Raw genomic sequence first — 24,597 nt, 5'->3', positions numbered from 1 at the left:
CCGTCGCCCGACTACCTGTTCTGGATGTCCAACGCCCGGCGCGCATAGGCCCGCACGTCGGCGTCGCTGTCCTTGAGCGCGATGCCGAGCGCGTCACGGGCCGCGTCCTGATCGGCCCAGCGGGTCAGGCTGAGGACGGCCGCCTTGCGCACGTCGAGGTGCGCATCGGACAGCGCGTCGGCCAGTCTGGGCACCGCGAGATCGGTCGCGGCACCCTTGAGCGCACGCGCCGCACCCTCGCGGACCTGCCACGCCGGCGCCTGCAGTGCGCGCTCGACATCCGCGAAATCTTCTTCGCCGCAGCCTAATTCACCGAGGGCCGCGAGTGCGGCCGCGCGCACCAACGGATCGGCATCGGCGATCAACGCGCTGACTGCCGCGACGCCGGAGCCCAGCGTGGCCAGCCCGGCGGCCGCAGCGATGCGGACCTCGCGGCTCTCGTCGCGGGTGGCTGCCTGGACCCCGTCGACGTCGTCCACCGAAACCAGAGCCCGCACCGCCTCGATCCGCACCCGATGGTCGCAATCCTGCAGCGCGCGGCGGTATTGGCCCGGCGCACCGGCGCGGCGCGCGGACAGCAGGTAGACCGCGGCCGCCCGCACCACGGTGTCCTGGGACCGCAAATACGGCTCGGCGCCGCCCGGGTCGGGCAGCACTTCGACCAGTTCGCGGATCCCCTCGGCGCTGGTGCGGCGCACCCCGGGGTCGGCATCATCGAGCGCGGCGAACAACGCGGCGGCATAGCCGTCGGGAATGTACTCGGTGAGCGTCGCCACCGCGGTGCGGCGCACCCCGGGATCGGCGTCGGCCAGATACGGCTGCAGATCGGCGATCGTAGGCTCCTCGAGGGCGAGCACCTCAGCGATCCGCGGAGACGGCGGATCGAATGTGGTTGCCGCCGTTGCGATTCGCGAGCCCGCAGCGGCCGGGGCCTTGCCGCCGACCAGCGGCGGCTGCTGCACCTCGTGCACCGCCTGGTCCACCGGCGGCAGACCGTCCAGCTCAGGCACCGACACCAGGTACGGGGCCACGGGACGTTTGAGGAAGCACATCTGCCCATCGGGCCCTTTGCGCAGGTTCAGGTGATAGCCCCACTCGCTGTCGTCGCGGGCCGGCATGTCGGCACGTTCGTGGTAGAGGCCCCAACGGGATTCGGTCCGGGTCAGCGAGGATCGCGCGGCCATCTCGGCGCAGTCCCGGATGAACGACACCTCGACGGCGCGCATCAGCTCGTGCGGATTACGGGCCCCCATCGCGGCGATCTCGTCTTGCATCCGGTCGAAGGTGCGCACCGCGATCGAGAGCTTGGCCGCCGTCTTCGGCGGGGCCACATAGTCGTTGACGAACCGGCGCAGCTTGTATTCGACCTGCGGCTGCGGCGGCCCGTCCGGGTGTCGCAGCGGCCGGTAGATCAGCTCATGCGCTTCTTTGAGTTGATCCTCCGGAAGCTGCTGTGGCGCGGCCACTTCCGAACGTATCGAGGCGGCGTGTGTGCCGGCGAGGTCGCCGAACACGAAAGCCCCGATCATGTAGTTGTGCGGGACACACGCCAGGTCGCCCGCGGCGTACAGCCCGGGCACCGTGGTCCGGGCGTGTTCGTCGACCCACACTCCGGACGCGGAATGACCACTGCACAAGCCGATTTCGGAGATGTGCATCTCGATGTCGTGGGTGCGATAGTCGTGGCCGCGGTTGGCGTGGAACGTGCCACGGGTGGGCCGCTCGGTGGTGTGCAGAATATTTTCCAGCGCGGTGAGCGTCTCGTCCGGCAGGTGGGACACCTTGAGATAGATCGGCCCGCGCGCCGAGTCGATTTCGCTCTTGACCTCGGACATCATCTGCCCCGACCAGTAGTCGGAATCGACGAACCGCTCGCCGTCCGCATTGACCTGGTAGCCGCCGAACGGGTTCGCGACATACGCGCAGGCCGGGCCGTTGTAGTCCTTGATCAACGGGTTGACTTGGAAACACTCGATGCCGGACAGTTCGGCGCCTGCGTGGTAGGCCATCGCGTACCCGTCGCCGGCGTTGGTCGGGTTCTCGTAGGTGCCGTACAGGTAGCCCGACGCCGGCAGCCCAAGCCGGCCGCACGCCCCGGTCGACAGGATCACCGCCTTGGCACCGATCGCGACGAATTCGCCGGTGCGCGTGTTCAATGCCGCGGCCCCGACGGCACGGCCGTCGTCGACGAGCACCCGCACGGGCATCAGGCGGTTCTCGATCTGGATCTTCTCGCGCATCGACCGTTGCCGCAGCACCCTATACAGCGCCTTCTTGACGTCCTTGCCCTCGGGCATCGGCAACACGTAGGAGCCCGAACGGTGCACTCGGCGCACCGCGTACTCGCCGTGCTCGTCCTTCTCGAACTTCACCCCGTAACGTTCGAGTCGCTGCACCATCGCGAATCCGCGGCTGGCCGTCTGATAGATGGTGCGCTGGTTGACGATTCCGTCGTTGGCACGGGTGATCTCCGCGACGTAGTCCTCCGGCTCGGCTTTGCCCGGGATGACGGCGTTGTTGACCCCGTCCATGCCCATCGCCAGCGCGCCGGAGTGCCGCACGTGGGCCTTCTCCAGCAGCAGCACCTGCGCGCCGTTCTCGGCGGCAGACAAGGCCGCCATCGTTCCCGCGGTCCCACCGCCGATGACCAGCACGTCACAGTCCAGGCGCACCGGCGTCATATCTGGCATCTCCATCATGCCGCCACCGCCGAATGATCAAGGGCGGCAATCACTTCGGCGCGCAATGCGGTGCGCTGCTGGTCGACTCGCGGGTCCGGCACGTCGATCAGGGCACGCAGCGGCTGACCGGCCTTGCCCAGCACGGCGATGCGGTCGCCGAGCAGCAGCGCCTCGTCGACGTCGTGGGTGACAAAGACGATCGTGGTCGGGTGTGCGCTCCAGGTGTCGATCAGCAGGCGCTGCATGGCGGCACGGGTTTGGGTGTCCAGCGCGCCGAACGGCTCGTCCATCATCACCGCGCGCGGCGTCCCCGCCAGGCCGCGGGCCAGCTGGACCCGCTGGCGCATTCCCCCGGACAGGCTCTTGGGCAGGTAGTCGCCGAAGCCGGTGAGGCCGAGTTCGGCGATCCAACGGTCGGCCTCGGTGCGGCGCCCCGATCGCGGCACACCTCGAAGCCGCAGGGCCAACTCGATGTTGGACCGCACGGTGCGCCACGGCAGCAAGGCGTTGTCCTGGAACACCATGCCCCGGTCGCCCGACGTTGTGGTCACGTCGGCGCCATCGGCCAGCACGCGGCCGGCGTCGGGGCGCAGCAGGCCCGCCAGCGCGCGCAACACCGTCGACTTGCCGCAGCCCGAGGGCCCGGTCAGCAGCAGGATCTCGCCCGGGCGCACGGACAGGCTCAGCCCCTCGATCACCGGATCTCCGGTGTAGGACAGGCGAACTCGATCCAGTTCGAGACTCATACCTACGTTTTCTAGGGTCATCGCCTGCTCTCCTCCTGGGCACGCGGCAGCCAGCTGGTCACCCGGCGGCCGACGACTTCGACGGCGGCGGCGGTGGCGAACCCGAGCACGCCGATCGTGATGATGCCGACGAACACCTGCGGGTAGGCCAGCACGGTGTAGTCCTGCCAGGTGCGATAGCCGATCCCGAGGCGGCCGGAGATCATCTCCGCGGAGATCACGCAGATCCACGCCACCCCCATGCCGACCGACAACCCGCCGAACACCCCCGGCAGGATGCCCGGCAACACCACCTGTTTCAGCACGTCCCACCGGTTGCCACCGAGGGTGCGCACCGAGTCTTCCCACAGCGTGGGCAATGCCCGGACCGCATGCCGGGTGCTGACCATGATCGGGAAGTAGGCCGCGAGAAAGGTGATGAACACGATCCCGGCCTCGTCGGTCGGGAACAGCAGGATCGCCACCGGAACGATCGCGATCGCGGGGATGGGCCTGGCCAATTCGGCCAGTGGACCAAAGGTGTTGGCGAACAACCGGGAACGGCCCAGCAGCACGCCCGTGGCGACACCGATCACCGCGGCCAGCCCGAAGCCGGTGAGAATGCGGATCAGCGACTGCGCCAGGTCGAGCCAGTACTCGTAGGTTCCGAGCCGGCGCCCCAGTGCATGGACGATCTCGGTGACGGTGGGCAACGTGTCGAATCGCAGCAGCAGCCGCACCTTGTCGGCGGTGAGCAGCTGCCACAACCCGATCGCGGCGGCGACCGAGGCCAGCCGCAGCAGCCGCCACTGCCACGGCGACGTGACGCGCCGCGGGGTGCCGGCCGCCGGGACCACGTCGGCGACGTGGCCGGTGACCGGGGCGGCCGGATCGCCGGTCAGGAAAGCGGTCATACCGAACCTCCAAGGGCCTGTTGGTACTTCACGATGGCGCCGCCGGGATGGGCGGCGAGATAGCGATGCGCGCCGGCCGGGGTTCCGAACGGCAGGTAGTTCTGGCCGTCTTGCACCCAGACCGCCTTGTCTGCGAACCATCGGGTGCCCAGCTCGGCGTCGGGGACATAGGCGGCACGGATCTTGGCACCGTGCGCGGTCGCGTCCCGCACGGCCCGCAGCAGGCTGGTCGGATTGGCCAGTGTCTGGGTGGCATCGGTTCCGTCCAGCCACAGCTCGCTGGCCTGCGCGGGGTCCCCATTGAGCAGGGAGGGGTTGGCGGTCGCGGCCCGAGTCGCGTCGTAGTTGCGGCCGCGCGCGCCGAACACCGCACGCAGCGGTGCGTCCTGGACGAAGCCCGCCACGTCGAGGTCGGCGAAGTCGCCGATCGACTTCAGGTACGGCACATCATTTTTCAGCGCTTCGACCAGTGACGGTTTGAGCGTGGTGTCGAATGACGTGCCGCCGGGGCCGTTGTAGAGGTACACCACTTCCTGCGGCAGCCCGCTGGCCTGGGCGACGATGCGGGCCGCCTCCAGCGGCTTCTGGTTGAGGAAGTCGGTGGCGTCCAGTTGCGCTTGCAGGAACGCGCCCAGCACCTCCGGATGCGACGCCGCATAGGATCGGCGCACCACCACGCCGTGCAGGGTCGGTAGGTTCAGCTCGGCGCCGTCGTACAGCAGTTTGGCCTTGCCCTGGAACACCAACAACCCTGGCCAGGCAACGAACTGCGAAAGTCCTTACACCTGGCCGGATTCCAGTGCAGAGGCACCGATCTGCGGCTGCTGGTTGAGCACCTCGACGCCCTTGATGCCACCCCTGTCCAGAGCCCGCATCAGCGTGCCGTGGCCTGCCGATCCGACGCTGGCCGAGACCTTGGAACCGGCCAGGTCGTTCAACGTGGCGGCCGGCGAACCGGGCGCCACCACCACCATATTCAGCGCACCCTTGGGGTTATAGCCGGTGATCGAGACGATTTCGGTCTTCGCCAGCGGATTGGTCTGCGTCTTGGAGCCGTTGATCAGCATGGGGTAATCCCCCATCGAGCCGATGTCGATCTTCTCGGCGAGCATCTGAGCGGTGATCGGGGCACCGGTGTCGTAATCCTGCCACCGGACCGCGTATTTGGTACCGGTGCGGGTGGTGATGTCGGCCAGCCGATGTTCCAGGTAGCCCTGGGCGCGCAGCAGCGTCCCGGCGGTCACGGTGTTGATGGTCTTGGACTGGTAGCCGATGACGACGTTGACCACACCGGAGGACGCCGAAAATGATTCCAGCGAGCAGCCGGACACGGTCGTGATGATCACGGTCGCGACCGACAACAGCGCAAAGGCGTGTCGTTTCATGAAAGATCCTGGGCTGTAGGTTATTTCAGCGAAGTAGATAGGGCATATTGACCGTGACGGCTCCGGTCGGGCAGCGGGCTGCACACGGGCCGCAGTACCAGCATTCGTCGACGTGCATGTACGCCTTGTTGGTCTCAGGGTTGATCGCGAGCGCGTCGAGCGGACAGACGTCGACGCAGAGGGTGCAGCCGTCGATACACAGCGACTCGTCGATCGTGACCGGCACGTCGACTCGATTGTTGTTGACCAGCGTCATGGCTTACTCCTTATTAGGTGGCCGCGCATGGTGATTCGATCGCCGCGCATCCGGATGTACTCGAGGTCGACGGGCCTGCCGTCGGCAAGGCTGGTGAGGCGCTCGAGCATCAGCAGCGCCGAGCCGTCGGGCACGTGCAGGGTGGCCGCGGAATGGGCATCGGCCGGGATCGCCTCCAGGGCCAGCGATGCCGAGCCCAGCCGGCCCCCGCTCACCTGCTCGATCAGCGCGAAGAGGTCGTTGGTTTCCAGCGGGTGATCCAGGATCTGGGTTCCGATATCCGGGGTCAGGTAGGTCAGGTCGAGGCTCAGCGGCAGGTCGCCGAGGTAGCGCAACCGCTCGATGAACACCGCCTGCTGGCCGGGCCCGAGTTGGAGCCGGCTGGCCACCGCCGGCGGAGCCACCACCAGCATCGCGGCGCGTACCTCGTTGCGGACTTCGCCGATGTGCTTGAAGGTTTCCTTCAGCCCGAGCAGTGAGTCGATCCGGTGGTCGTACTTGCGTTGGGCGACATGGGTGCCGACCTTGGGTCCACGGTCGATCAGACCCTCGTGCTTGAGGATGCCCAGTGCCTCGCGGATGGTGTTGCGGGACACCGTGAATTCGGCTGCCAGCTCGCTTTCGGCGGGCAGACCGTCCGGGTAGGCGGCGGCGTGAATCTGCTGACGCAACACGTCGGCGACCCGGCGGGCCCGGTCGGCCCGGGGTCCGCGAATCGGTATCGCCTCGGCCACGCCGCCACGCTAATGCAGCTCAGGGGCATTTTCGGAGGTGGCGATCCGGGCCCATCGGGCGGCCGCGAGTATTGCGCCGGTTCCCATTCGACCACGACCAGCTAAAACCGTGGGCCCTTCGACTATTGCGCCACCTACGGAAATGCGGCGCCTTTGGGATCGCGGTGAGCCGAACGTTCACCCCGGGTGCCGTGTCGCGCCACGCGGGACACGACGTTTTGCCCGCCTCCGAGCGACAACCACGAGGATGTCGGAGTGCAATGGGACAGTTCGGAGAATGACGAGCAACTCGTTACGACTGCGCGGAATTGAACTTCGCTATGTGCTCACATGGCAGCTGGCCCTGCACGGTGCGGCGACGATCCCCGATCTGATCCAGGCGCTGGCGCATCACAACTTTGACGTCGGCGAGCGCCCGTCGAAGGCCATTTCCGACGCGTTGCGTTGGGAGATCCGCTATGTCCGAGTAGTGCGACTGGCCCGCGGCCGGTACGGGCCTGGCTGCATGCCGCGCGGCACCGAACATCGAATCCATCAACGCGTGCTCGCACTACGCGCACGGGCAGAGTCGCTCAGAGGCGGGCAAATCGTCAGGTCGTTGATCGCTTAGCCCTGGCGACCGTGAGCCGCATTCAACATCACGCGTCTTCGGTGACGGCCTGCTGGACGCGATCACCGTTGCGCGCGCCGTTGAGCACCGACGTGTCCGCGGGCAGTTCGAACGACGGGTACGCGGTGCCTACCGCGGCCGACGCCGCGCTGCGCTGCGCCTCCAGGCGGTCCAGTGCCTCCGCGGTGAACACCGACAGCCCGAGATCCGGGTTGTAGCCGTGGATTTCCTTCACGTCGAGCTGCGCCAGGAAATACAGGATCTCCTTGGAGACGACCTGCCCCGGGACCAGCACCGGGAAACCGGGCGGATAGGGCACCACGAACGTGGTGGATACCAGCTTGCGGCCCTCGGCGATCCGCCGCCCGGCGCTGCCGATCTGCACGTACTCGCGATCGGACTCCTCATAGCCGGCGTAGAACGCCGCCCGCATGTCACCGAACGCGCAGGCGTCCACCGGGCGGAACGCGATATCGAACTCGCTGAAGTCCGGCAGGTGCGGCAGATCCTCGGTGATCTCCTCGACGCGGCGCTGGTGCAGCGTCCAGTCGGCCACACTGGCCAACTCCCGCTCCCGATCGAGGTCGGTGGCAACCCGGCGCAACACGTCGAGCAGGTGATGCACGCTCGACCAGGTGACACCAATCGTGAAGATCAGCAGCACGCTGTTGATCGACGTCTTGTTGATCTGGATCCCGAACCGGTCCATCAGGATCTTCTCGCGGAAGTCGTACCCGTTCATCCCGGTGTTACCGAGGAACAGCGTGACGCGCGTGGGATCCAGCACGAACTGATCCGACCGCCAGGCTTCGTTCCACTCCGCCAGCGCGCCCTGCCGGACTTCGCGGTACGAGCTGACCGCCGACGCCCGGAACTCCTCGGGCACCAGGTCGGATTCGTCGAGGATGCGGAACCACTTGCTGATCAGCCGGTCCTTGCGGACGCGGTGCCGGAACACCAGGGCCATGTCGTAGGTCTGACGCACCAACTGGAATCCCTCGATGTCGACCTGCCGGCGTGCCAGGTCCAGCGAGGCCAGCAGTTGCTGGTTGGGCGAGGTCGAGGTGTGCGTCAAGAACGCCTCACCGAACGCGTCGCGAGCGCGCGAATTGAAGTCGCGGTCGCGCACGTGGATCATCGACGCCTGCCGGAACGCCGAGAGCGACTTGTGTGTGGAGTGTGTCGCGTACACCCGCACCCGCGCCTTGGCCGGGTCGGGCAGCAGCCGGTGGTTAACCCACTCGGACCGGGGGACCCCCTCCATCTTCGCGGCCCAATCACGGTATTCCGCAGCGTATTCCGGCGATGCCAGCATCTGCTCCAAGCGATCCGCCGCCACCATCGCGGTGCGCTGCCGGGCCCACGGAACGGCCGTCGCGAACGCGTACCACGCCTCGTCCCACAGGAAGCAGATGTCCGGCTTGATCGCCAGCACCTCCTCCATCACCCGCAGCGGGTTGTACACGACACCGTCGAAGATGCAGTTGGTCACCAACAGCATGCGCACCTTGTCCAGCTGGCCGGTCGCCTCCAGGTCCAGCAGCGCCTTCTTGATCGTGTCCAGCGGCACCGCACCGTAGATCGCGAACTGCGGCAGCGGATAAGCATCGAGATACAGCGGGTAGGCCCCGGCCAGCACCAGGCCGTAGTGGTGCGACTTGTGGCAGTTGCGGTCGATCAGCACGATGTCGCCCGGCCGGGTCAGCGACTGCACCACAATCTTGTTGGCCGTCGACGTCCCGTTGGTGACGAAGTAGGTCTGGTTGGAGTGCCAGGTGCGCGCGGCCTTGTCCATCGCCTTCTTGATGTTGCCGTGCGGGTCCAGCAGCGAGTCCAGGCCGCCCGACGTCGTCGAGGTCTCGGCCATGAAGATGTTGCGGCCGTAGAACTCCCCCATGTCCTGCAGTGACCGGGAATTGAAGATGCTGGCGCCGCGGGCGACGGGCAGCGCGTGGAATTGCCCCACCGGCGAATCCGCGTACGCCCGCAAAGCGTCGAAAAACGGTGTGGCGAAACGATTTCGGAGGCCCGCCAGTATCGTGCTGTGCAGATCGGTGACGTCGTTGAGCCGGTAGAAGGTCCGGTCGTAGACGTCGTGTTCCTCGTCGTTGCCGGCCGCGATCGACTCGTCGGTGAGCAGATAAAGGTCGATGTGCGGCCGCAATTCGCGGATCCAGTCGCCGCATTCGATGCAGTCGCTGCCGCTGTCGCGTCCGACCGCATCGTCGGTGGCGCCCAGCAGGGTGTTCATCAACGGCACCCGGTCACGCGAACGCAGCGCCACGTCGTGGCGGATGATCGCGGCCTGAATCTCGCCGTTCAACGCGACGGCGGTGATGGCGTCCTCGACGCTGGGCACCACCAGCAGCTCGAATTGCACATCGTCGGACGGGCAGCGCAGCGCCCGCAGGGCTTCGGCCAGGCAGTCGGGTCCGGTGTTCGGCGAGTCGTCGGCGAGCAACACGGTGTAGAACTGCTGCTGCTTGGCCTGGGCCACCAGCTCCTGGTCGGCCAGCGGGGCGGACGTGTCGAAAAGTGCTGTGCGGTCGCCGTATTCGCTGAGCAGGCGCACCGCCAGCGACACCTCCTCGGCCAGCCGCACCGTGGACAGGCCGTCGAGATGGGAGCGGTAGGTAGCCAGATTGTCGGCCCCGGGATACAGCCAGTACCGCTCGTAGGCGCCGAGTCGGTCCATCAGCCGCCTGACCTTCGCCACCTCGTGCGTCTTGTCCAGCCCGGCCAGGTCGACCTCGGCGAGGTGACGGCATGCGTCGTCGAGCAGGTTCCAGGTGTCGATGCGGGTATACGACGGATTGGCCACTGCCGCCAGCGCGGAGACTCGCAGCCGTCGCGTGTAGGCACTGTAGGGATTCATGTCGTCACCTGTTCTGTGATGGTGTCCGATACTCGGCTACCGCAGTGAATATTTCCCGACACCGACCTAAACGACTCGTACGAATCAGCGCGCGTCCTCATTGTTATCCGGTCTGGCCTGCGTGCGCGATCTTTTCGCTCAGGATCGCTGCTGTTGGTCAGCGCTCGGTTTCGTCGCTGTCGACGACTCGCCGCCGAGGCAGCTCCCACCGTCGCGCCGGCAGGTCACCGACATCGCTGAGCGAACGCACCACCGCCTGAGTGAGACCCATGATCGCGGCCATCACCGGCAACAACGGCTGCAGCGGCTTGGCCGCCGCGCGCACCGTGCTGATGCGGCGGGCGACGATCAGACGCTCGATCGAGTGGTACAGCCAGGCGCCCACGCCCAGCGCATAGATCGAGAGCGCGGAGGCGACAATGGTCCACCCGTACGCGGCACAGACCACCGCACCCAGCACCACCGTCGCGGCCAGGAAGGCGGCGACGAAGGCGCGGAGTTCCAGTCGGGTCACGTTTCCTGGCTGCCCCGCATGGCCTTGGCCGCGGCCCGGATCTGCGGCGTCACCAGCATGACCTGGCCCAGGACGCCGTTGACGAAGCCCGGCGATTCGTCGGTGGACAGCTCCTTGGCCAGTTGCACGGCCTCGTCGACCGCGACCGGCTCCGGCACGTCGTCGGCATACAGCAGCTCCCACACCGCGACTCGCAGGATCGCGCGGTCGACGGCGGGCAGCCGGTCCAGCGTCCAGCCCTGCAGGTGGGTGCTGATCAGGTCGTCGATGTGGGCGAACTGGTCACCGACGCCGTGCGCCACCGCGACGGTATACGGGTGCAGTGCCTTGACGTCGGGGTTGGCGTGCGCCAGCGCGATCCGCGCGTCGGCCACCTCGACCGGGCTCAGGCCGCGAGCCTCGGCCTCGAACAGCAAGTCCACGGCGCGCTTGCGGGCATGGTGGCGGCCCTTGGTGGGCCTGGGCGATTTCCCGTCCGGCATGGTCAGGCGTTGACCCGACCCAGGTAGCTGCCGTCGCGCGAATCCACCTTGAGCTTGTCGCCGGTGTTGATGAACAACGGCACCTGCAGTTCCGCACCGGTCTCCACGGTCGCGGGCTTGGTGCCGGCACTGGAGCGGTCACCCTGCAGGCCCGGCTCGGTATGGGTGACGACGAGCTCGACCGATACCGGCAGCTCGAGGTACAGCGGTGCGCCGTTGTGGAAGGCCACCTGCACCGGCAGGCCCTCGAGCAGGAACCGGGCGGCATCGCCGACCAGCGATTCCGGCAGCGGGTGCTGTTCGTAGTCCTGGCTGTCCATGAACACGAAGTCCGTGCCGTCGCGGTACAGGTAGGTGGCGTCGCGGCGGTCGACGGTGGCGGTCTCCACCTTCACCCCGGCGTTGTAGGTCTTGTCGACGACCTTGCCCGAGAGCACGTTCTTCAGCTTGGTACGTACGAAGGCTGGGCCTTTACCCGGCTTGACGTGCTGAAACTCGATGATCTGCCACAGCTGGCCATCGATCACCAGCACCAGTCCGTTCTTGAAGTCGGCAGTCGATGCCACGGTCGCTCTATCTCCTACAGGATGGCCGATTTTCGGGGGCCGGGCAGGTGCCCGGCAGCGGGGTCCCGCCGCAAACGGTGCGAGCAGAACAGCACCGGATGCAGCTTACCCGCGCTGCGGTGCGCCACTGACCGCGCGGCTAGCGCAGCTGCCCGGCACCGCACAGGCCGAAAAGGCCGTCGTTGAGATCACACAGGTCCGACGGGTGCGACGGCGCGACCAGGTCGGAGGCGGGCGCCGGCGGCAGATGGTTCGCGGCGAAGTTGCCCAGCAAACCCAGCCCAACGCCGGCCGCGATCAGAATCGGGCCCCGCCCGGCCACCCTGCGAACGGCCGTCATGACGACCCCGGTGGCGTCGTAGTCGTGGCCGACGAACAACACGGCGGTCAGCCAGAACCCGGCCAGAGCGGTGAAAGCGGCGACTACATAGACGGCGACGAGTGCTAGGTAGGCCATTTGCCGAATCCTACGCAGCGGCCGGCGCGGGGCGCCGACTACGTCAGGACGGCGAGCTCCTTGGGGAACCGGGTGAGCAGTTCGGCCGTGGCCGGCTGGTCGCCCACGACCAGGGTGTCCTCGATGCGCACACCGCCGCGGCCGGGCAGGTAGACGCCGGGCTCCACCGTCACCACCGAACCGGCCAGCAAAGTCCCGGACGACGTCGCGCCGATGCCCGGCGCCTCGTGGATCTGCAGACCCACCCCATGTCCCAAGCCGTGGCTGAACTGCTCGCCGTACCCGGCATCGACGATCAGCTGGCGCGCCGCGCCGTCCACCTCACGCAGATCGGCGCCCGGCCGCAGCGCTTCCCGGCCGGCCCGCTGCGACTCGGCAACCAGCTGGTAAATCTCCAGCTGCCAGTTCGCGGCCTTGCCCAGCACGAAGGTGCGGGTCATGTCGGAGTGATAGCCGGCGACCAGCGCGCCGAAATCGATCTTGACGAAATCGCCGTCGGCGAGGACCGCGTCGGTCGGCCGGTGGTGCGGGATCGCCGAATTCGGTCCGGCGGCCACGATCGTCTCGAACGAGATCGCGTCGGCGCCGTGATCGAGCATCAAGGCCTCGAGCTCGCGGCTCACCTCGCGCTCGGTGCGGCCGGGGCGCAAGCCGCCGCGCGCCACCAGATCTTTGAGTGCGGCGTCGGCGGCCTCGCAGGCCAGCCGCAGCAGCGCCACTTCGCCGGCATCCTTGATCTCGCGCAGCGCCTCGACCATTCCGGCGGCCCGCACCAGCTCGGTCGCGCCGCCGTGCTCGCCGACCTCGTTGGTCAGGGCGTCGAAGCCGTCCACCGTCACCACATTGCTTTCGAAGCCCAGCTTGGACACGCCCGCCTGCGCCGCCTGCCCCGCCAGGTGACGCCCGACCGCCCGCTCGATGGCGACCTCGAGATCGGGCGCCTGCGCGGCGGCCTGGGTGCGGTAACGGCCGTCGGTGGCCAAAACGGCCTCGCGATCGTCGGCGAACACCAGCAACGCGCCGTTGGATCCGGAGAAACCTGACAGATAACGCACGTTAATCAGGTCCGTGACCAGCATCGCGTCCAGCCCACTGGCCCCGATCTGGCGTTTTAGATTGTCTCGACGCTGGGAATGTGTCACGACTCACGACGGTACTCGCTACGCTGATTGGCCATGAGTAACTGGATGCTGCGTGGATTGGCGTTCGCTGGGCTAATGGTTGTTGTCCGGTTGTTGCAGGGGGCGATCATCGACGCGTGGCAGACACAGGCCGCGCTGGTAAGTATCGTGCTGCTTCTGCTGTTCATCATCGCCGTGAGCGTGTGGGGGGTGATGGACGGCCGGGCCGACGCGAAAGCCCACGCTGATCCGGATCGCCGGGCGGATCTGGCGATGACCTGGCTGCTGGCCGGCTTGTTCGCCGGGATTGTGAGCGGGGCCGTCTCCTGGCTCATCGCGCTGTTCTACAAGGGCCTCTACACCGGGGGCCTGATCAACGAGGTGACGACGTTCGCGGCGTTCACCGCGCTGTGCGTCTTCCTGCCCGGCATCATCGGCGTGGCCGTCGGCCGCTGGCGCATCGACCGCAATCCCCCGGCCGACCGCGGCACCGGACCGGACGAGGAACGCGCCGACACCGACGTGTTCGCCGCCGCCAGCGCCGACGACGCACCGACGGGCGAGGTTGCGGTGCAGCACCCCGGCGCCCAGGCCCAGACCTCGGCGGTGGCCACCGCCGAGCGGGAGGCGCCCACCGAGACGATCCCGACTCGTGCCGAGGACGCCAAAACCGAGGTGATCCCGACCCGTGCGGATGACGACAAAACCGAGGTGATCCGCACCGAGTCCGACCCCAAGCACGCGGGCCCGGAATCCGAATGGCCGAGTTCGCAGTGGGGTAAGAAGGACTAGCCGCTAGCCTTCGCCAGGTAGCGCAACGCCAGCAGATAGCCTTCGACGCCCAGCCCGACGATCACTCCCGTCGCCACCGGGCTCAGATATGAGTGACGCCGAAACTCTTCGCGCGCATGCACATTGGAGATGTGCACCTCGATCAGCGGTGCCCGCAGTTCCGCACAGGCATCGCGCAACGCCACCGAGGTGTGGGTCAGGCCGCCGGCATTGAGAATCACCGGCTCGCCCGCATCGGCGGCCGCGTGTATCCAGTCCAGCAATTCTGCTTCGCTATCGCTTTGCCGCACAACGGCTTTGAGCCCGAGTGCGGTGGCCTCGCGATCGATGAGCGCGGCCAGCTGATCATGCGTGGTGTCGCCGTAGACCTCGGGCTCGCGGCGACCCAGCCGGCCCAGGTTGGGGCCGTTGAGGACGTTGACTGTGACGGTCATGGCGCGCACACTCCGGCGTAGGCCGTCACCAGCAGACCCGGGTCCGGTCCCACCAGCCGGCCCGGTTTGGCCAGTCCGTCGAGAACCACGAACCGCAGCACGCCGGCGCGGGATTTCTTGTCTCCGGCCATGTATTCCAGCAGCTGGGGCAGCGCGTCGGGGTCGTAGCTGACCGGCAGGCCCAGCGAGGCCAGGATGGCGCGATGGCGCGCGGCGGTCTCGTCGTCGAGCCGGCCGGTGAGCCGGGCGAGCTCGGCGGCGAACACCAGGCCCACCGAAACCGCGGCGCCGTGGCGCCACTGGTAGCGCTCCCGGCGCTCGATGGCGTGCCCCAAAGTGTGGCCGTAGTTCAGGATCTCGCGCAGCTCGGATTCTTTCTCGTCGGCGGCGACCACCTCGGCCTTGACGGCGATCGCGCGACGGATCAGCTCCGGCATCACGTCACCCTTCGGGTCGAGGGCGGCCCGCGGGTCGGCCTCGATCAGGTCGAGGATCACCGGATCGGCGATGAACCCGGCCTTCACCACTTCGGCCATTCCGGCCACGATTTCGTTGTGCGGCAGGGTTTCCAGGGTGGCCAGGTCGACCAGCACGGCGAGCGGCTGGTGAAAGGCGCCGACCAGGTTCTTGCCCGCCTCGGTGTTGATGCCCGTCTTGCCGCCCACTGCCGCGTCGACCATGCCCAGCAAGGTCGTCGGCACATGCACGATCGAGACACCGCGCAGCCAGGTGGCGGCCGCGAAACCCGCGACGTCGGTGGCCGCGCCACCGCCGAGACTGACCAGTGCGTCTTTGCGGTCAATTCCGATGCGGCCCAACACTTCCCAGATGAATCCGACGACCGGCAGATCTTTGCCGGCCTCGGCGTCGGGGATCTCGATGCGGTGCGCGTCGACGCCCCGGTCGGCCAGGTAGCTGCGGATCGCCTCGGCGGTCTGCGCCAGGACCGGTTGATGCAGGATCGCGACCCGATGCCGGCCACCGAGCAGTTCGCCCAGCTCGGTCAGCAATCCGGTGCCGATCACCACCGGGTACGGCGGGTCGACGGCCACCTGCACGGTGACCGGTGGGGTGGGTTCTGTCATGTGGTTGCCTTGCTGGCGTTCGGGGTGCCGGGCGTGACCGGCTGTTGGGTGGTTTGCAGGGGCAGCCGGGACATGATGTAGCGCACCACCGCCCCGGGGTTGCGGCGGTTGGTGTCGACCCGGATGGTGGCGACGCGCCGGTACAGCGGAATTCGTTGCGCCATCAGGGCGCGGTATTTCTCGGCCCGGTTTCCGCCGGCCAGCAGCGGCCGCGCGGAGGTGCCGCCGGTACGCCGCACGCCTTCGCGGGCGCCGATCTCCAGGTAGATGACGGTGTGGCCGGCCAGCGCATCGCACACCCCGGCCGTGGTGACCGCACCGCCGCCGAGCGACACGACCCCGTCGTCGGTGGCCAGCGCCGCGCGCACCACCTCCTCCTCGATACGGCGGAATTCCTGTTCCCCGTCGGTGGCGAAGATGTCGGCGATGGTGCGGCCGGTCTGCTGTTCGATCAGCACGTCGGTGTCGACGTAGCCGACGCCCATCGCCTTGGCCAGCCGGCGCCCGATGGTCGACTTGCCCGAGCCCGGCAACCCGACGAGTACCGCCCTGGGGGTCACCGCGCGCCTACCCGGACGCCTCGGCGCGCGCGGCCGGTGTTTCGTGCTCGGCAACCGCGCGCCGGTAAGCCTCGATGTTGCGCCGGGTTTCGGCCAGCGAATCGCCGCCGAACTTGTCCAGCGCGGCCCGGGCCAGCACCAGCGCCACCATGGTCTCGACGACGACGCCGGCGGCGGGCACCGCGCACACGTCGGAGCGCTGGTGGATCGCGACGGCCTCGTCACCGGTGGCCATGTCGACGGTGGCCAGCGCCCGCGGCACGGTCGAGATCGGCTTCATCGCCGCCCGCACCCGCAGCACCTGGCCGTTGGTCATGCCGCCTTCCAGGCCGCCGGCCCGGTTGGTCGAGCGGATCACGCCGTCGGGCCCCGGGTACATCTCGTCGTGGGCCTGACTGCCGCGGCGTCGCGCGGTCTGGAAGCCGTCGCCGATCTCCACGCCCTTGATCGCCTGGATGCCCATCACGGCGGCGGCCAGCTGGCTGTCCAGGCGGTTGTCGCCGCTGGTGAACGAGCCCAGCCCGACCGGCAGGCCCAGCGCCACGACTTCCACCACGCCGCCGAGGGTGTCGCCGTCCTTCTTGGCGGCCTCGATCTCGGCGATCATCGCCTGCTCGGCGGCCTTGTCGAAGGCGCGCACCGGGCTGGCGTCGATCGCCGCCAGGTCGCCGGGTCCGGGCGGCGGCCCGTCGTAGGGCTGCGACGGGCCGATCGCGATCACGTGCGAGAGCACCTCGACGCCGAGCGCCTGGCGCAGGAACGACCGGGCGACGGTTCCCGCCGCGACGCGGGCGGCGGTCTCCCGCGCGCTGGCCCGCTCCAGCACCGGGCGGGCGTCGTCGAAGCCGTACTTGAGCATGCCGGCGTAGTCGGCGTGGCCGGGCCGCGGCCGGGTGAGCGGCGCGTTGCGCGCGATGTCGGCGAGCTCAGCGGGGTCGACCGGGTCGGCGGCCATCACGGTTTCCCACTTGGGCCACTCGGTGTTGCCGATCTCGATGGCGATTGGGCCGCCCAGGGTCACGCCGTGGCGCACCCCGGCCAGCACGGTCACCGCGTCCCGCTCGAACTGCATCCGGGCGCCGCGCCCATAGCCGAGCCGGCGACGGGCCAACTGGTCGGCGATGTCGGTGGAGGTGACCTCCACGCCCGCGACCATGCCTTCGACGACGGCTACCAGCGCGCGGCCATGGGACTCCCCGGCGGTGATCCAACGCAACACGGGTCCCATTCTCCCATGGTGCGCGGCCCGCTTTTGCCACGGTGCCGCGTGCATCCGGGGCTTCGCGCGTGCGTCCACGGCGGATTTTGCATGCTTTCGCCACCCTTAACGCACACCTGACGCCGTGGACGCACACTCGGGCCGCACCTCAGTGCTCAGCCGAGCAAAGCCAACCCCGCCGCGCCCGCGGTCGCCAGGCACATCGACGGACCGTGCGGCACCGCGCCGCCGCGCCTCAGCAGCGCCAGCAGCACGGTCAGCAGTGGCGCGCTCAGCGCCGCCAGAAACCACACCGCGACGCCGAAGCAGCCGGCCAGCCCGCCCAGGCCGATCGCCAGCTTCATATCGCCGGCTCCCATGCCGGCCGGCGCCGTCAGGTGCACCACCAGATAGAGCCCGGCCAACGCCGCGGCACCGGCCGCCGCACCAAGGCCGCGGCCCGCACAGAAGGCGCCGATCAGGATCACCGCCGCCCCGGGCAGCGTCAGCACGTTGGGCAACCGGCGGTGCCGAAAATCGTAGCAGCTCAGCACTAGCAGCCACACCACCACCACCGCCGCCGCTGTCGCCCGCACCCGCGGGACGCTAGCCCAGGGCGGCCAGCGCGCAAGTCATCGCTTCGCGGGGGGCGGGCAGCCCGGTGAACTGCTCCACCTGCGCGAAGGCCTGGTGCAGCAGCATCTGCAGCCCGTTGATCACCCGCCCGCCCGCGTCGGCCACCGCGGCGGCCAGCGGGGTGGGCCAGGGGTCGTAGACGGCGTCCAGCAGCACCGGAATCGGCGCGAAAGCGCCGGCATACCGCGACGCCACGGCGGCCGGGATCGTGCTGACCAGCACCTCCGCCGTCGCCACCTCGTCGCTCACCGCGTCCTCATCCAGCCCGCAGAACCGGGTCGGCACGCCGATCCGCGTTCCCAGGTCCACCAACCGGGCCGCCTTCTCCGGGTTGCGCGCCACGACCGTGATGCCGCTGACGCCGAGCTGCGCCAAGCCCACGACAGCGGCCGGCGCGGTGCCGCCCGATCCACAGACCAGCGCCCATCCCGAGGCGGACCCGATCGCGCCACTGACGCCGTCGATGTCGGTGTTGTCGGCCCGCCAGCCGTGCGGCGTGCGCACCAGGGTGTTGGCCGATCCCACCTGCTCAGCGCGTTCGGTGCGCTCGTCGGCGAATTCCAGCGCGGCGAACTTGCCCGGCGCGGTCACCGACACACCGACCCATTCCGGCCCGAACCCGCCGACGACGCCCGGCAGCTCCTCGGCGCCGCACTCGATGCGCTCGTAGGTCCAGCCGTCCAGGCCCAGCGCGTGGTAGGCGGCCAGGTGCAATTGCGGGGATTTGGAATGGGCGATCGGCGACCCGAGGACGGCCGCCTTTCTCGGGCCCGCGCTAGCGGGGCGTGCTGTCGAGGACACCGTTGTGCTTAGCCAGCTCGATGTTGGCCAAATGCTGCTTGTAGTCCTTGGTGAACAGCGTGGTCCCCTGGGCGTCGATCGTGACGAAGTACAACCAGTCACCCGGCTCGGGGTGCTCGGCGGCACGCAGCGCGTCGATGCCGGGCGAGCAGATCGCCGTGGCGGGCAGACCCGGTGAGACGTAGGTGTTCCAGGGCGTCTTCTGCGCCCGGTCGGCATCGCTGGTGGCCACCTCGCGGCGGTCCAGCGGGTAATTCACCGTCGAGTCGAATTCCAGGGTGTGGTGAGCGTTCAGCCGGTTGTAGATGACCTGCGCCACCTTCGCGAAGTCTTGCGAGTTGGATTCCTGCTGCACCAGCGAGGCCACCACGAGAATGTCGTAGGGCGACAGCTTCATCGCCTGCGCGCTGTCCATCAGCCCGGACTGCATGTACGTCGCGGCGCCCGCACTGATCAGGTTGGCCAGGATGTTCTGCGGGGAGGCCGACGGATCGACGTTGAAGGTTCCCGGCGCGATCAGCCCCTCGATGCGGCGGTGGTCGGTGCCCAGCTCGGTGACCGGCTGAATCGCCCAGGCCGGCACCGACAACACGTTGGGCGGGGTGTTGCCCGCGGCCGCGCGCAGGTCCTCCACCGAGACGCAGTGCTTGTTGCCGTCGAGGTCCACGCAGCTGGCGCGGGAGATCAGCGTCAGGATTCCCGGGTTGACCTTGTTGGTCTTCATGTCGGTGGTGTCGTCGAGCTGACGCCCTTCCGGAATGACCAGCTTGCCCACCCGGTTACCGGGGTCGCTCAGCCGCGCGACGGCCGAATCGGCCGGGATTTCGGTGCGCATCCGGTAGAAACCCGGCTGGATCGAGTTGATCGCGGCGTTGCCGTGCGCGGCGTTGATGAACGCCCGGACGGTCTTGATCACACCCTGGCTGTGCAGCGTCTCGCCGACCATCGTCGTCGAGTCGCCGGCCTGTATCTGGATCACGATGTCGCGCTTGCCGTCTCCGCTGTAGTCGTCGCCGGCGCCGAACATCGTGTGCCACATTTTGGAGCCGACGAACACCGCGGCGACCACGATCACGACGAGCACGCCCAGCACGATGCGCCCGGTGAAGCGGCGCCGTCGACGGCCACGCTCGGCCTGGATGCGCGCCATCCGGCTCATCCGTTGCCGGGGTGGACCGACAGCGGCCGGCTCGGCCCGTTCGTCGCGTGCGCTATCAACCATCGATGACATCCCCCGCCGCGGACTGAGCCAGCGTTGCCCGGCGCTGATCCAGCCAGCTCTGCAGGATCGCGACAGCGGCCGCCTGGTCGATCACCGCCCGCTGCTCCTTGGCCCGTACTCCCGCCGCGCGCAGAGCGCGCTGCGCGCTGACGGTGGTCAGTCGCTCGTCGGCCAGCCGGACCGGCACCGGCGCGGCTCCCCGCGCCAATACTTCGGCCAGCGCCTCGGCCATCTCGATCGCGTCGAGCGCCGACGGGCCGGTGCGGTCGGCCAGCGTCCGGGGCAAACCGACGACGACCTCGACGGCTTCGAGTTCGCTGACGAGCTCGGCCAGCCGTCGGACGTGCTTGCCGGACCGGTCCCGGCGCACGGTTTCCAGCGGGGTGGCCAGGATGCAGTCGGGATCGCTGGCCGCCACGCCGATGCGCACACTGCCCACGTCGATGCCGAGCCGCCGTCCCCGCCCAGGGTCCTGGTTAGGGTCGCCGGGCCGGTCGGGCAAGCGATGTTCTGCCAATTCCACTCAACCGACCTGCGCTATCACGGCGATTTCGGAGCGGACTGCCTCCAGCGCCGCGTCAATGCCGGTCGGATTCTTCCCAGACCCCTGCGCCAGGTCGGGCTTGCCGCCGCCGCGGCCGTCGACGGCCATGGCGAGCTGTTTGACCAGGTCATTGGCGCGCAGCCCAAGATCTTGGGCGGCCGGATTGGCGGCGACGGCGTAGGGCACCGTTTCGTTCTCGCCTTCGGCGATCAGCGCGACCACCGCGGGATCGCTGCCCAGCTTGCCCTTGATGTCGCCGACGAGGGAACGCAGATCGGCCGCCGTCGTCCCACCCGCCATCCGCTGTGCCACCACACGGACGTTACCGATCCGCTCCGCGCCGGCCGCGGCATTGACCGCCGCGGCCTTCGCACCGGCCAGCCGGGCGCGTTCGAGTTCCTTCTCGGCGGCTTTGAGCCGCTCGACGAGGTTGGCCACCCGGGCGGGCACTTCTTCGGAGGGCACCTTCAGCGAAGACGCCAGCCCGGCCATCAGCGCCCGCTCCTTGGCCAGGTGCCGGAACGACTCCAGCCCGACGTAGGCCTCCACCCGGCGCACGCCCGAGCCGACCGACGATTCGCCGAGGATCGTCACGGGGCCGATCTGCGCCGAGTTGTGCACATGGGTTCCACCACACAGCTCCAGCGAGAACGGGCCGCCGATCTCCACCACCCGCACTTCGTCGGGGTAGGCCTCGCCGAACAGCGCCATCGCGCCCATCGCCTTGGCCTTCTCCAAAGATTCGTTGAAGGTGTGCACCTCGAAGTCGGCCTGCACGGCCTCGTTGGTGACTTCTTCGATCTGGCTGCGCTGTTCGTCAGTCAGCGCGCCCTGCCAGTTGAAGTCGAAGCGCAGATAACCCGGACGGTTCAGCGATCCAGCCTGAACGGCGTTGGGACCCAACACTTGTCGCAGCGCGGCGTGGACCATGTGGGTGCCCGAGTGGCCCTGGGTGGCGCCCTTACGCCAGCCCGGATCCACCGCCGCGATCACGGTGTCGCCCTCGACGAACTCACCGGACTCGACGTTAACCCGATGTACCCAAAGGGTTTTGGCGATCTTCTGCACATCGGTGACCGCGGCCCGGGCGCTCTCGCCGGCTCCGGTTCCGCTGATGGTCCCCTCGTCGGCGATTTGGCCACCGGACTCCGCGTACAGCGGTGTGCGGTCCAGGATCAGCTCGACTCGATCGGCCGCCTCGGCGCCATGCCCGCCGTGCGCCACCACCGGGACCCGCTTGCCGTCGACGAAGATGCCCAAAATCCTTGCCTGCGAGCTCAACTCGTCGAAGCCGGTGAACTCCGTCGGGCCGGCGTCGACCAGCTCACGGTAGGCGGTCAGATCGGCGTGCGCGTGTTTGCGGGCGGCGGCATCGGCCTTGGCGCGCCGGCGCTGCTCGGCCATCAGCTCCCGGAAGCCGAGTTCGTCGACCTGCAGGCCGGCCTCCGACGCCATCTCTAGGGTGAGCTCGATCGGGAAGCCGTAGGTGTCATGCAGGGTGAAGGCGTCCGAACCGGAAACCACTTTGGCGCCGGCAGCTTTGGTGGCGCCGGCCACGTCGTCGAACAGCTTCGAGCCCGACGCCAGGGTGCGGTTGAACGCGGTTTCCTCGGCGACAGCGATGCGCTTGATCCGGTCGAAATCGGCGACGAGTTCGGGATAGGACGGGCCCATCGCGTCGCGCACCGTGGTCATCAGGTCGCCGACGATCGGGCCGTCGATGCCCAGCAGCTTGGCCGAGCGGATCACCCGGCGCAGCAGCCGGCGCAGCACGTAACCGCGGCCGTCGTTGCCCGGGCTCACGCCGTCGCCGATCAGGATCGCGGCGGTTCGGCTGTGGTCCGCGATCACGCGATAGCGCACGTCGTCGTCGTGGTTGCCGGCATCGTAGCCGCGCGGGGCGCGCGCGGCCACCGTGTCGATGACCGGACGCAGCAGGTCGGTCTCGTACACGTTGTGCACGCCCTGCAGGATGAACGCGACCCGCTCCACACCCATGCCAGTATCAATGTTCTTGCGCGGCAACGGCCCAAGAATCTCGAAGTCTTCCTTACCGGTTCCCTCGCCGCGCTCGTTCTGCATGAACACGAGGTTCCAGATCTCGATGTAACGGTCCTCGTTGGCGATCGGGCCGCCCTCGACGCCGAATTCCGGGCCACGGTCGTAGTAGATCTCCGATGACGGACCGCACGGTCCGGGGATGCCCATCGACCAGTAGTTGTCCGTCATGCCGCGGCGCTGGATCCGCTCCGCGGGCAGGCCGGCGATCTCCTGCCACAGCTGCATGGCCTCGTCGTCATCGAAAAAGACCGTGGTCCAGATCTTTTCGGGGTCCAGGCCGTAGCCGCCGTCGGCAACGGGCTTGGTCAGCAACGACCAGGCCAGCTCGATGGCCTCGCGCTTGAAGTAGTCGCCGAACGAGAAGTTGCCGGCCATCTGGAAGAAGGTGTTGTGCCGGGTGGTGATGCCCACCTCGTCGATATCCGGCGTGCGGATGCACTTCTGGATGCTGGTAGCCGTCGCGTACGGCGGGGTGCGCGCGCCCAGGAAGAACGGGACGAACTGGACCATGCCCGCGTTGACGAACAGCAGGTTGGGATCGTCGAGGATCACCGATGCGCTCGGCACCTCGGTGTGGCCCGCCTTCACGAAGTGATCAAGAAATCGCTTCCTGATCTCGTGTGTCTGCACTTCTTTTCCGCTTCTTCCTATCAGCTGTCCGACGACGCGTTTCGACCGCTCACAGTACCGGTCCCGGCGCCGTCCCCTACCCGGCAGCTAACCCTCCAGAAAGCTCAACCGCACCGAGCGGCGCGGGTTGTCCCGGTTGAGGTCGACCAAGACGACGCTTTGCCAGGTGCCCAACTGCGGCTCGCCGGCCGCGACCGGCAGCGTCACCGACGGCGCGACGATCGCCGGCAGTACGTGGTCGGCGCCGTGTCCGGCCGAGCCGTGCGCGTGCCGGTAGCGGTCGTCGCGGGGCAGCAGCCGTTCCAGGGTGTCGACCAGGTCGTCGTCGGATCCGGCGCCGGTTTCGATGATCGCCACCCCGGCCGTCGCGTGCGGGACGAACACGTTGCACAGACCGTCCCCATACGAGAAGCAAAACCTGCGCACCGCATCGGTCAGGTCCACGATGCGACGACTGCTGGTGTCCACCTCGAGCACATCGGTCTGCATCCGATCAAGCGTACGGCGCGACGACTGGACCTGCTCTGGACCAGCCAATCGTTTGTGAGCGCGGCCACAGCCGGAGAACACCGCGAGAACACTGGCCGAAGCCATTGCCAGGGGTTGCGGCGAGGAGGAAGGTTATTTGCCGGGGGGCCGTTGGCGACGCAACGCACGGGGCGTTGCTCCGAGGAAGTTAGGGGTCCATCCGTGTTCGCACGTTCTTTCACCATCGAGGGACAACCCGAGTCGGTCGACACCGGAATCGCGCATTGTCGCGAGGTCGTGGTGCCCGCCATGGAGCAGCTTGAGGGATGTGTCGGCCTTTCGCTGTTGGTCGACCGGCAATCCGGGCGCTGCATCGCCACCAGCTCATGGGAGAGCATCCGGGAGATGCGCGCCAGCGCCGAGCGGGTGTCCATCATCCGCGACCACATCGCGTTGATGTTCGACGGCAGCGCGAGCGTGCAGGAATGGAGCGTGGCCTTCCTGAACCGTCGCCAGCCGTCGCACGAGGGTGCCGCGGTGCGGGCCACCTGGGTCAAGATCGTGCCGGACCAGCTCGAGCGCTCCCTCGACTTCTACCAATTGGTCGTCGTTCCGGAGATGGAGGAACTGGAGGGTTTCTGCAACGCCAGTCTGCTGGTCGACCACCCCACCTGCCGGCGGGCGGTGTTGTGCACGACATTCGACAGCCCGGAGGCGATGGCCCGCAACAGCGATGTGGCCAGCGAGCTGCGCAGCCGGCGGGCCCGCGACCTAGGTGCCGAGATCGTCGACGTGGCCGAGTTCGAGCTGGCGATCGCCAACGTGAAAGTGGCCGACCTGGTCTGA

The 24,597-nt window shown here is 68.3% G+C and carries 24 protein-coding genes and 1 pseudogene; 3 read left to right on the top strand and 22 right to left on the bottom strand.

What is annotated here, in order from left to right; genetic code table 11:
- Positions 1–11: 11 nt before the first annotated feature.
- From ACAG21_RS20520 to ACAG21_RS20495, 6 genes and pseudogenes are all read right to left on the bottom strand, one after another.
- Positions 12–2,699 carry a fumarate reductase/succinate dehydrogenase flavoprotein subunit gene (locus ACAG21_RS20520; RefSeq protein ID WP_370498097.1) on the bottom strand — a complete coding sequence of 896 codons (2,688 nt, stop codon included), beginning with the start codon at positions 2,697–2,699 and terminating at the stop codon, positions 12–14.
- Positions 2,696–3,427 carry an ABC transporter ATP-binding protein gene (locus ACAG21_RS20515; protein ID WP_370498096.1) on the bottom strand — a complete coding sequence of 244 codons (732 nt, stop codon included), beginning with the start codon at positions 3,425–3,427 and terminating at the stop codon, positions 2,696–2,698. The genes ACAG21_RS20520 and ACAG21_RS20515 overlap by 4 nt, the downstream gene beginning before the upstream one ends.
- A gap of 17 nt (positions 3,428–3,444) precedes the next feature.
- On the bottom strand, positions 3,445–4,320 hold the full coding sequence (locus tag ACAG21_RS20510) for an ABC transporter permease (RefSeq protein WP_370498095.1): 876 nt from the start codon (positions 4,318–4,320) through the stop codon (positions 3,445–3,447).
- Positions 4,317–5,705 (bottom strand): annotated as a pseudogene (locus ACAG21_RS20505) (ABC transporter substrate-binding protein). The gene ACAG21_RS20510 and the pseudogene ACAG21_RS20505 overlap by 4 nt, the downstream one beginning before the upstream one ends.
- 25 nt (positions 5,706–5,730) lie before the next feature.
- Entirely contained in the window at positions 5,731–5,961 is a 231-nt protein-coding gene (locus tag ACAG21_RS20500) for a ferredoxin family protein (RefSeq protein WP_370498094.1), read from the bottom strand.
- Positions 5,958–6,695, bottom strand: a complete 738-nt coding sequence (locus ACAG21_RS20495) for a GntR family transcriptional regulator (RefSeq protein ID WP_370498093.1) — start codon at positions 6,693–6,695, stop codon at positions 5,958–5,960. The genes ACAG21_RS20500 and ACAG21_RS20495 overlap by 4 nt, the downstream gene beginning before the upstream one ends.
- A gap of 277 nt (positions 6,696–6,972) precedes the next feature.
- Here ACAG21_RS20495 and ACAG21_RS20490 point away from each other — a divergent pair, with 277 nt between their 5' ends.
- Positions 6,973–7,305 (top strand): hypothetical protein, encoded by a 333-nt coding sequence (locus ACAG21_RS20490; RefSeq protein ID WP_370498092.1) that lies wholly within the window; start codon positions 6,973–6,975, stop codon positions 7,303–7,305.
- 28 nt (positions 7,306–7,333) lie between these two features.
- Here ACAG21_RS20490 and ACAG21_RS20485 read toward each other — a convergent pair whose 3' ends face one another.
- From ACAG21_RS20485 to ACAG21_RS20460, 6 genes are all read right to left on the bottom strand, one after another.
- Positions 7,334–10,180, bottom strand: a complete 2,847-nt coding sequence (locus ACAG21_RS20485) for an aminotransferase class I/II-fold pyridoxal phosphate-dependent enzyme (RefSeq protein WP_370498091.1) — start codon at positions 10,178–10,180, stop codon at positions 7,334–7,336.
- Between the two features lie 157 nt (positions 10,181–10,337).
- Positions 10,338–10,694, bottom strand: a complete 357-nt coding sequence (locus tag ACAG21_RS20480) for an antitermination protein NusB (RefSeq protein WP_370498090.1) — start codon at positions 10,692–10,694, stop codon at positions 10,338–10,340.
- Complete coding sequence (gene nusB / locus ACAG21_RS20475) at positions 10,691–11,176, bottom strand: transcription antitermination factor NusB (RefSeq protein WP_370498089.1); 486 nt, start codon at positions 11,174–11,176, stop codon at positions 10,691–10,693. Before nusB ends, ACAG21_RS20480 begins: the two co-directional genes overlap by 4 nt.
- A 2-nt stretch (positions 11,177–11,178) precedes the next feature.
- The gene (gene efp, locus ACAG21_RS20470; RefSeq protein WP_370498088.1) at positions 11,179–11,742 is read right to left on the bottom strand and encodes an elongation factor P; all 564 of its coding nucleotides are present in this window, start codon (positions 11,740–11,742) and stop codon (positions 11,179–11,181) included.
- 139 nt (positions 11,743–11,881) lie between these two features.
- The gene (locus ACAG21_RS20465; RefSeq protein WP_370498087.1) at positions 11,882–12,199 is read right to left on the bottom strand and encodes a hypothetical protein; all 318 of its coding nucleotides are present in this window, start codon (positions 12,197–12,199) and stop codon (positions 11,882–11,884) included.
- Between the two features lie 38 nt (positions 12,200–12,237).
- Positions 12,238–13,341, bottom strand: coding sequence for a M24 family metallopeptidase (locus ACAG21_RS20460; RefSeq protein WP_370498086.1), 1,104 nt, complete (start codon positions 13,339–13,341; stop codon positions 12,238–12,240).
- Between the two features lie 33 nt (positions 13,342–13,374).
- On the opposite strand from ACAG21_RS20460, the gene ACAG21_RS20455 reads away from it, so the two are divergent.
- Entirely contained in the window at positions 13,375–14,112 is a 738-nt protein-coding gene (locus tag ACAG21_RS20455; protein ID WP_370498085.1) for a B-4DMT family transporter, read from the top strand.
- Here the strand turns inward: ACAG21_RS20455 and aroQ are convergent.
- The 10 genes from aroQ to ACAG21_RS20405 form a co-directional block, all read right to left on the bottom strand.
- Complete coding sequence (gene aroQ, locus ACAG21_RS20450) at positions 14,109–14,546, bottom strand: type II 3-dehydroquinate dehydratase (RefSeq protein WP_370498083.1); 438 nt, start codon at positions 14,544–14,546, stop codon at positions 14,109–14,111. The two genes, ACAG21_RS20455 and aroQ, sit on opposite strands and share 4 nt — an antisense overlap.
- Complete coding sequence (gene aroB, locus ACAG21_RS20445; RefSeq protein WP_370498082.1) at positions 14,543–15,631, bottom strand: 3-dehydroquinate synthase; 1,089 nt, start codon at positions 15,629–15,631, stop codon at positions 14,543–14,545. Before aroB ends, aroQ begins: the two co-directional genes overlap by 4 nt.
- Positions 15,628–16,191, bottom strand: coding sequence for a shikimate kinase (locus ACAG21_RS20440; protein ID WP_370498081.1), 564 nt, complete (start codon positions 16,189–16,191; stop codon positions 15,628–15,630). The genes aroB and ACAG21_RS20440 overlap by 4 nt, the downstream gene beginning before the upstream one ends.
- A 7-nt stretch (positions 16,192–16,198) precedes the next feature.
- Positions 16,199–17,410: a chorismate synthase gene (gene aroC, locus ACAG21_RS20435; protein ID WP_370498232.1), complete on the bottom strand. Its 1,212-nt coding sequence runs from the start codon at positions 17,408–17,410 to the stop codon at positions 16,199–16,201.
- A 155-nt stretch (positions 17,411–17,565) separates the two neighbouring features.
- On the bottom strand, positions 17,566–17,985 hold the full coding sequence (locus ACAG21_RS20430) for an A24 family peptidase (RefSeq protein ID WP_370498080.1): 420 nt from the start codon (positions 17,983–17,985) through the stop codon (positions 17,566–17,568).
- A 10-nt stretch (positions 17,986–17,995) separates the two neighbouring features.
- Entirely contained in the window at positions 17,996–18,826 is an 831-nt protein-coding gene (locus ACAG21_RS20425; protein WP_370498079.1) for a shikimate dehydrogenase, read from the bottom strand.
- Complete coding sequence (gene mltG / locus ACAG21_RS20420; RefSeq protein WP_370498078.1) at positions 18,801–20,048, bottom strand: endolytic transglycosylase MltG; 1,248 nt, start codon at positions 20,046–20,048, stop codon at positions 18,801–18,803. Before mltG ends, ACAG21_RS20425 begins: the two co-directional genes overlap by 26 nt.
- Positions 20,041–20,571: a Holliday junction resolvase RuvX gene (ruvX, locus tag ACAG21_RS20415; protein ID WP_370498077.1), complete on the bottom strand. Its 531-nt coding sequence runs from the start codon at positions 20,569–20,571 to the stop codon at positions 20,041–20,043. The genes mltG and ruvX overlap by 8 nt, the downstream gene beginning before the upstream one ends.
- Entirely contained in the window at positions 20,572–23,283 is a 2,712-nt protein-coding gene (alaS, locus tag ACAG21_RS20410) for an alanine--tRNA ligase (RefSeq protein WP_370498076.1), read from the bottom strand.
- 87 nt (positions 23,284–23,370) lie between these two features.
- Positions 23,371–23,760, bottom strand: a complete 390-nt coding sequence (locus ACAG21_RS20405; RefSeq protein WP_342928963.1) for a secondary thiamine-phosphate synthase enzyme YjbQ — start codon at positions 23,758–23,760, stop codon at positions 23,371–23,373.
- A gap of 213 nt (positions 23,761–23,973) precedes the next feature.
- Here ACAG21_RS20405 and ACAG21_RS20400 point away from each other — a divergent pair, with 213 nt between their 5' ends.
- The gene (locus tag ACAG21_RS20400; protein ID WP_370498075.1) at positions 23,974–24,597 is read left to right on the top strand and encodes a hypothetical protein; all 624 of its coding nucleotides are present in this window, start codon (positions 23,974–23,976) and stop codon (positions 24,595–24,597) included.

The organism is Mycobacterium sp. pR1184 (assembly GCF_041287235.1).
In the GTDB taxonomy this organism is placed as follows: domain Bacteria; phylum Actinomycetota; class Actinomycetes; order Mycobacteriales; family Mycobacteriaceae; genus Mycobacterium.
This window is presented reverse-complemented; position numbering and strand designations above follow the sequence as displayed.

What these genes read in the sequence shown, in the direction of transcription:
- ACAG21_RS20520 (WP_370498097.1), bottom strand. Translation starts at nt 2,699, where the DNA reads ATGATGGAGATGCCAGATATGACGCCGGTGCGCCTGGACTGTGACGTG.
- ACAG21_RS20515 (WP_370498096.1), bottom strand. Translation starts at nt 3,427, where the DNA reads ATGAGTCTCGAACTGGATCGAGTTCGCCTGTCCTACACCGGAGATCCG.
- ACAG21_RS20510 (WP_370498095.1), bottom strand. Translation starts at nt 4,320, where the DNA reads ATGACCGCTTTCCTGACCGGCGATCCGGCCGCCCCGGTCACCGGCCAC.
- ACAG21_RS20500 (WP_370498094.1), bottom strand. Translation starts at nt 5,961, where the DNA reads ATGACGCTGGTCAACAACAATCGAGTCGACGTGCCGGTCACGATCGAC.
- ACAG21_RS20490 (WP_370498092.1), top strand. Translation starts at nt 6,973, where the DNA reads ATGACGAGCAACTCGTTACGACTGCGCGGAATTGAACTTCGCTATGTG.
- ACAG21_RS20485 (WP_370498091.1), bottom strand. Translation starts at nt 10,180, where the DNA reads ATGAATCCCTACAGTGCCTACACGCGACGGCTGCGAGTCTCCGCGCTG.
- nusB (WP_370498089.1), bottom strand. Translation starts at nt 11,176, where the DNA reads ATGCCGGACGGGAAATCGCCCAGGCCCACCAAGGGCCGCCACCATGCC.
- ACAG21_RS20465 (WP_370498087.1), bottom strand. Translation starts at nt 12,199, where the DNA reads ATGGCCTACCTAGCACTCGTCGCCGTCTATGTAGTCGCCGCTTTCACC.
- ACAG21_RS20455 (WP_370498085.1), top strand. Translation starts at nt 13,375, where the DNA reads ATGAGTAACTGGATGCTGCGTGGATTGGCGTTCGCTGGGCTAATGGTT.
- aroQ (WP_370498083.1), bottom strand. Translation starts at nt 14,546, where the DNA reads ATGACCGTCACAGTCAACGTCCTCAACGGCCCCAACCTGGGCCGGCTG.
- aroB (WP_370498082.1), bottom strand. Translation starts at nt 15,631, where the DNA reads ATGACAGAACCCACCCCACCGGTCACCGTGCAGGTGGCCGTCGACCCG.
- mltG (WP_370498078.1), bottom strand. Translation starts at nt 20,048, where the DNA reads ATGGTTGATAGCGCACGCGACGAACGGGCCGAGCCGGCCGCTGTCGGT.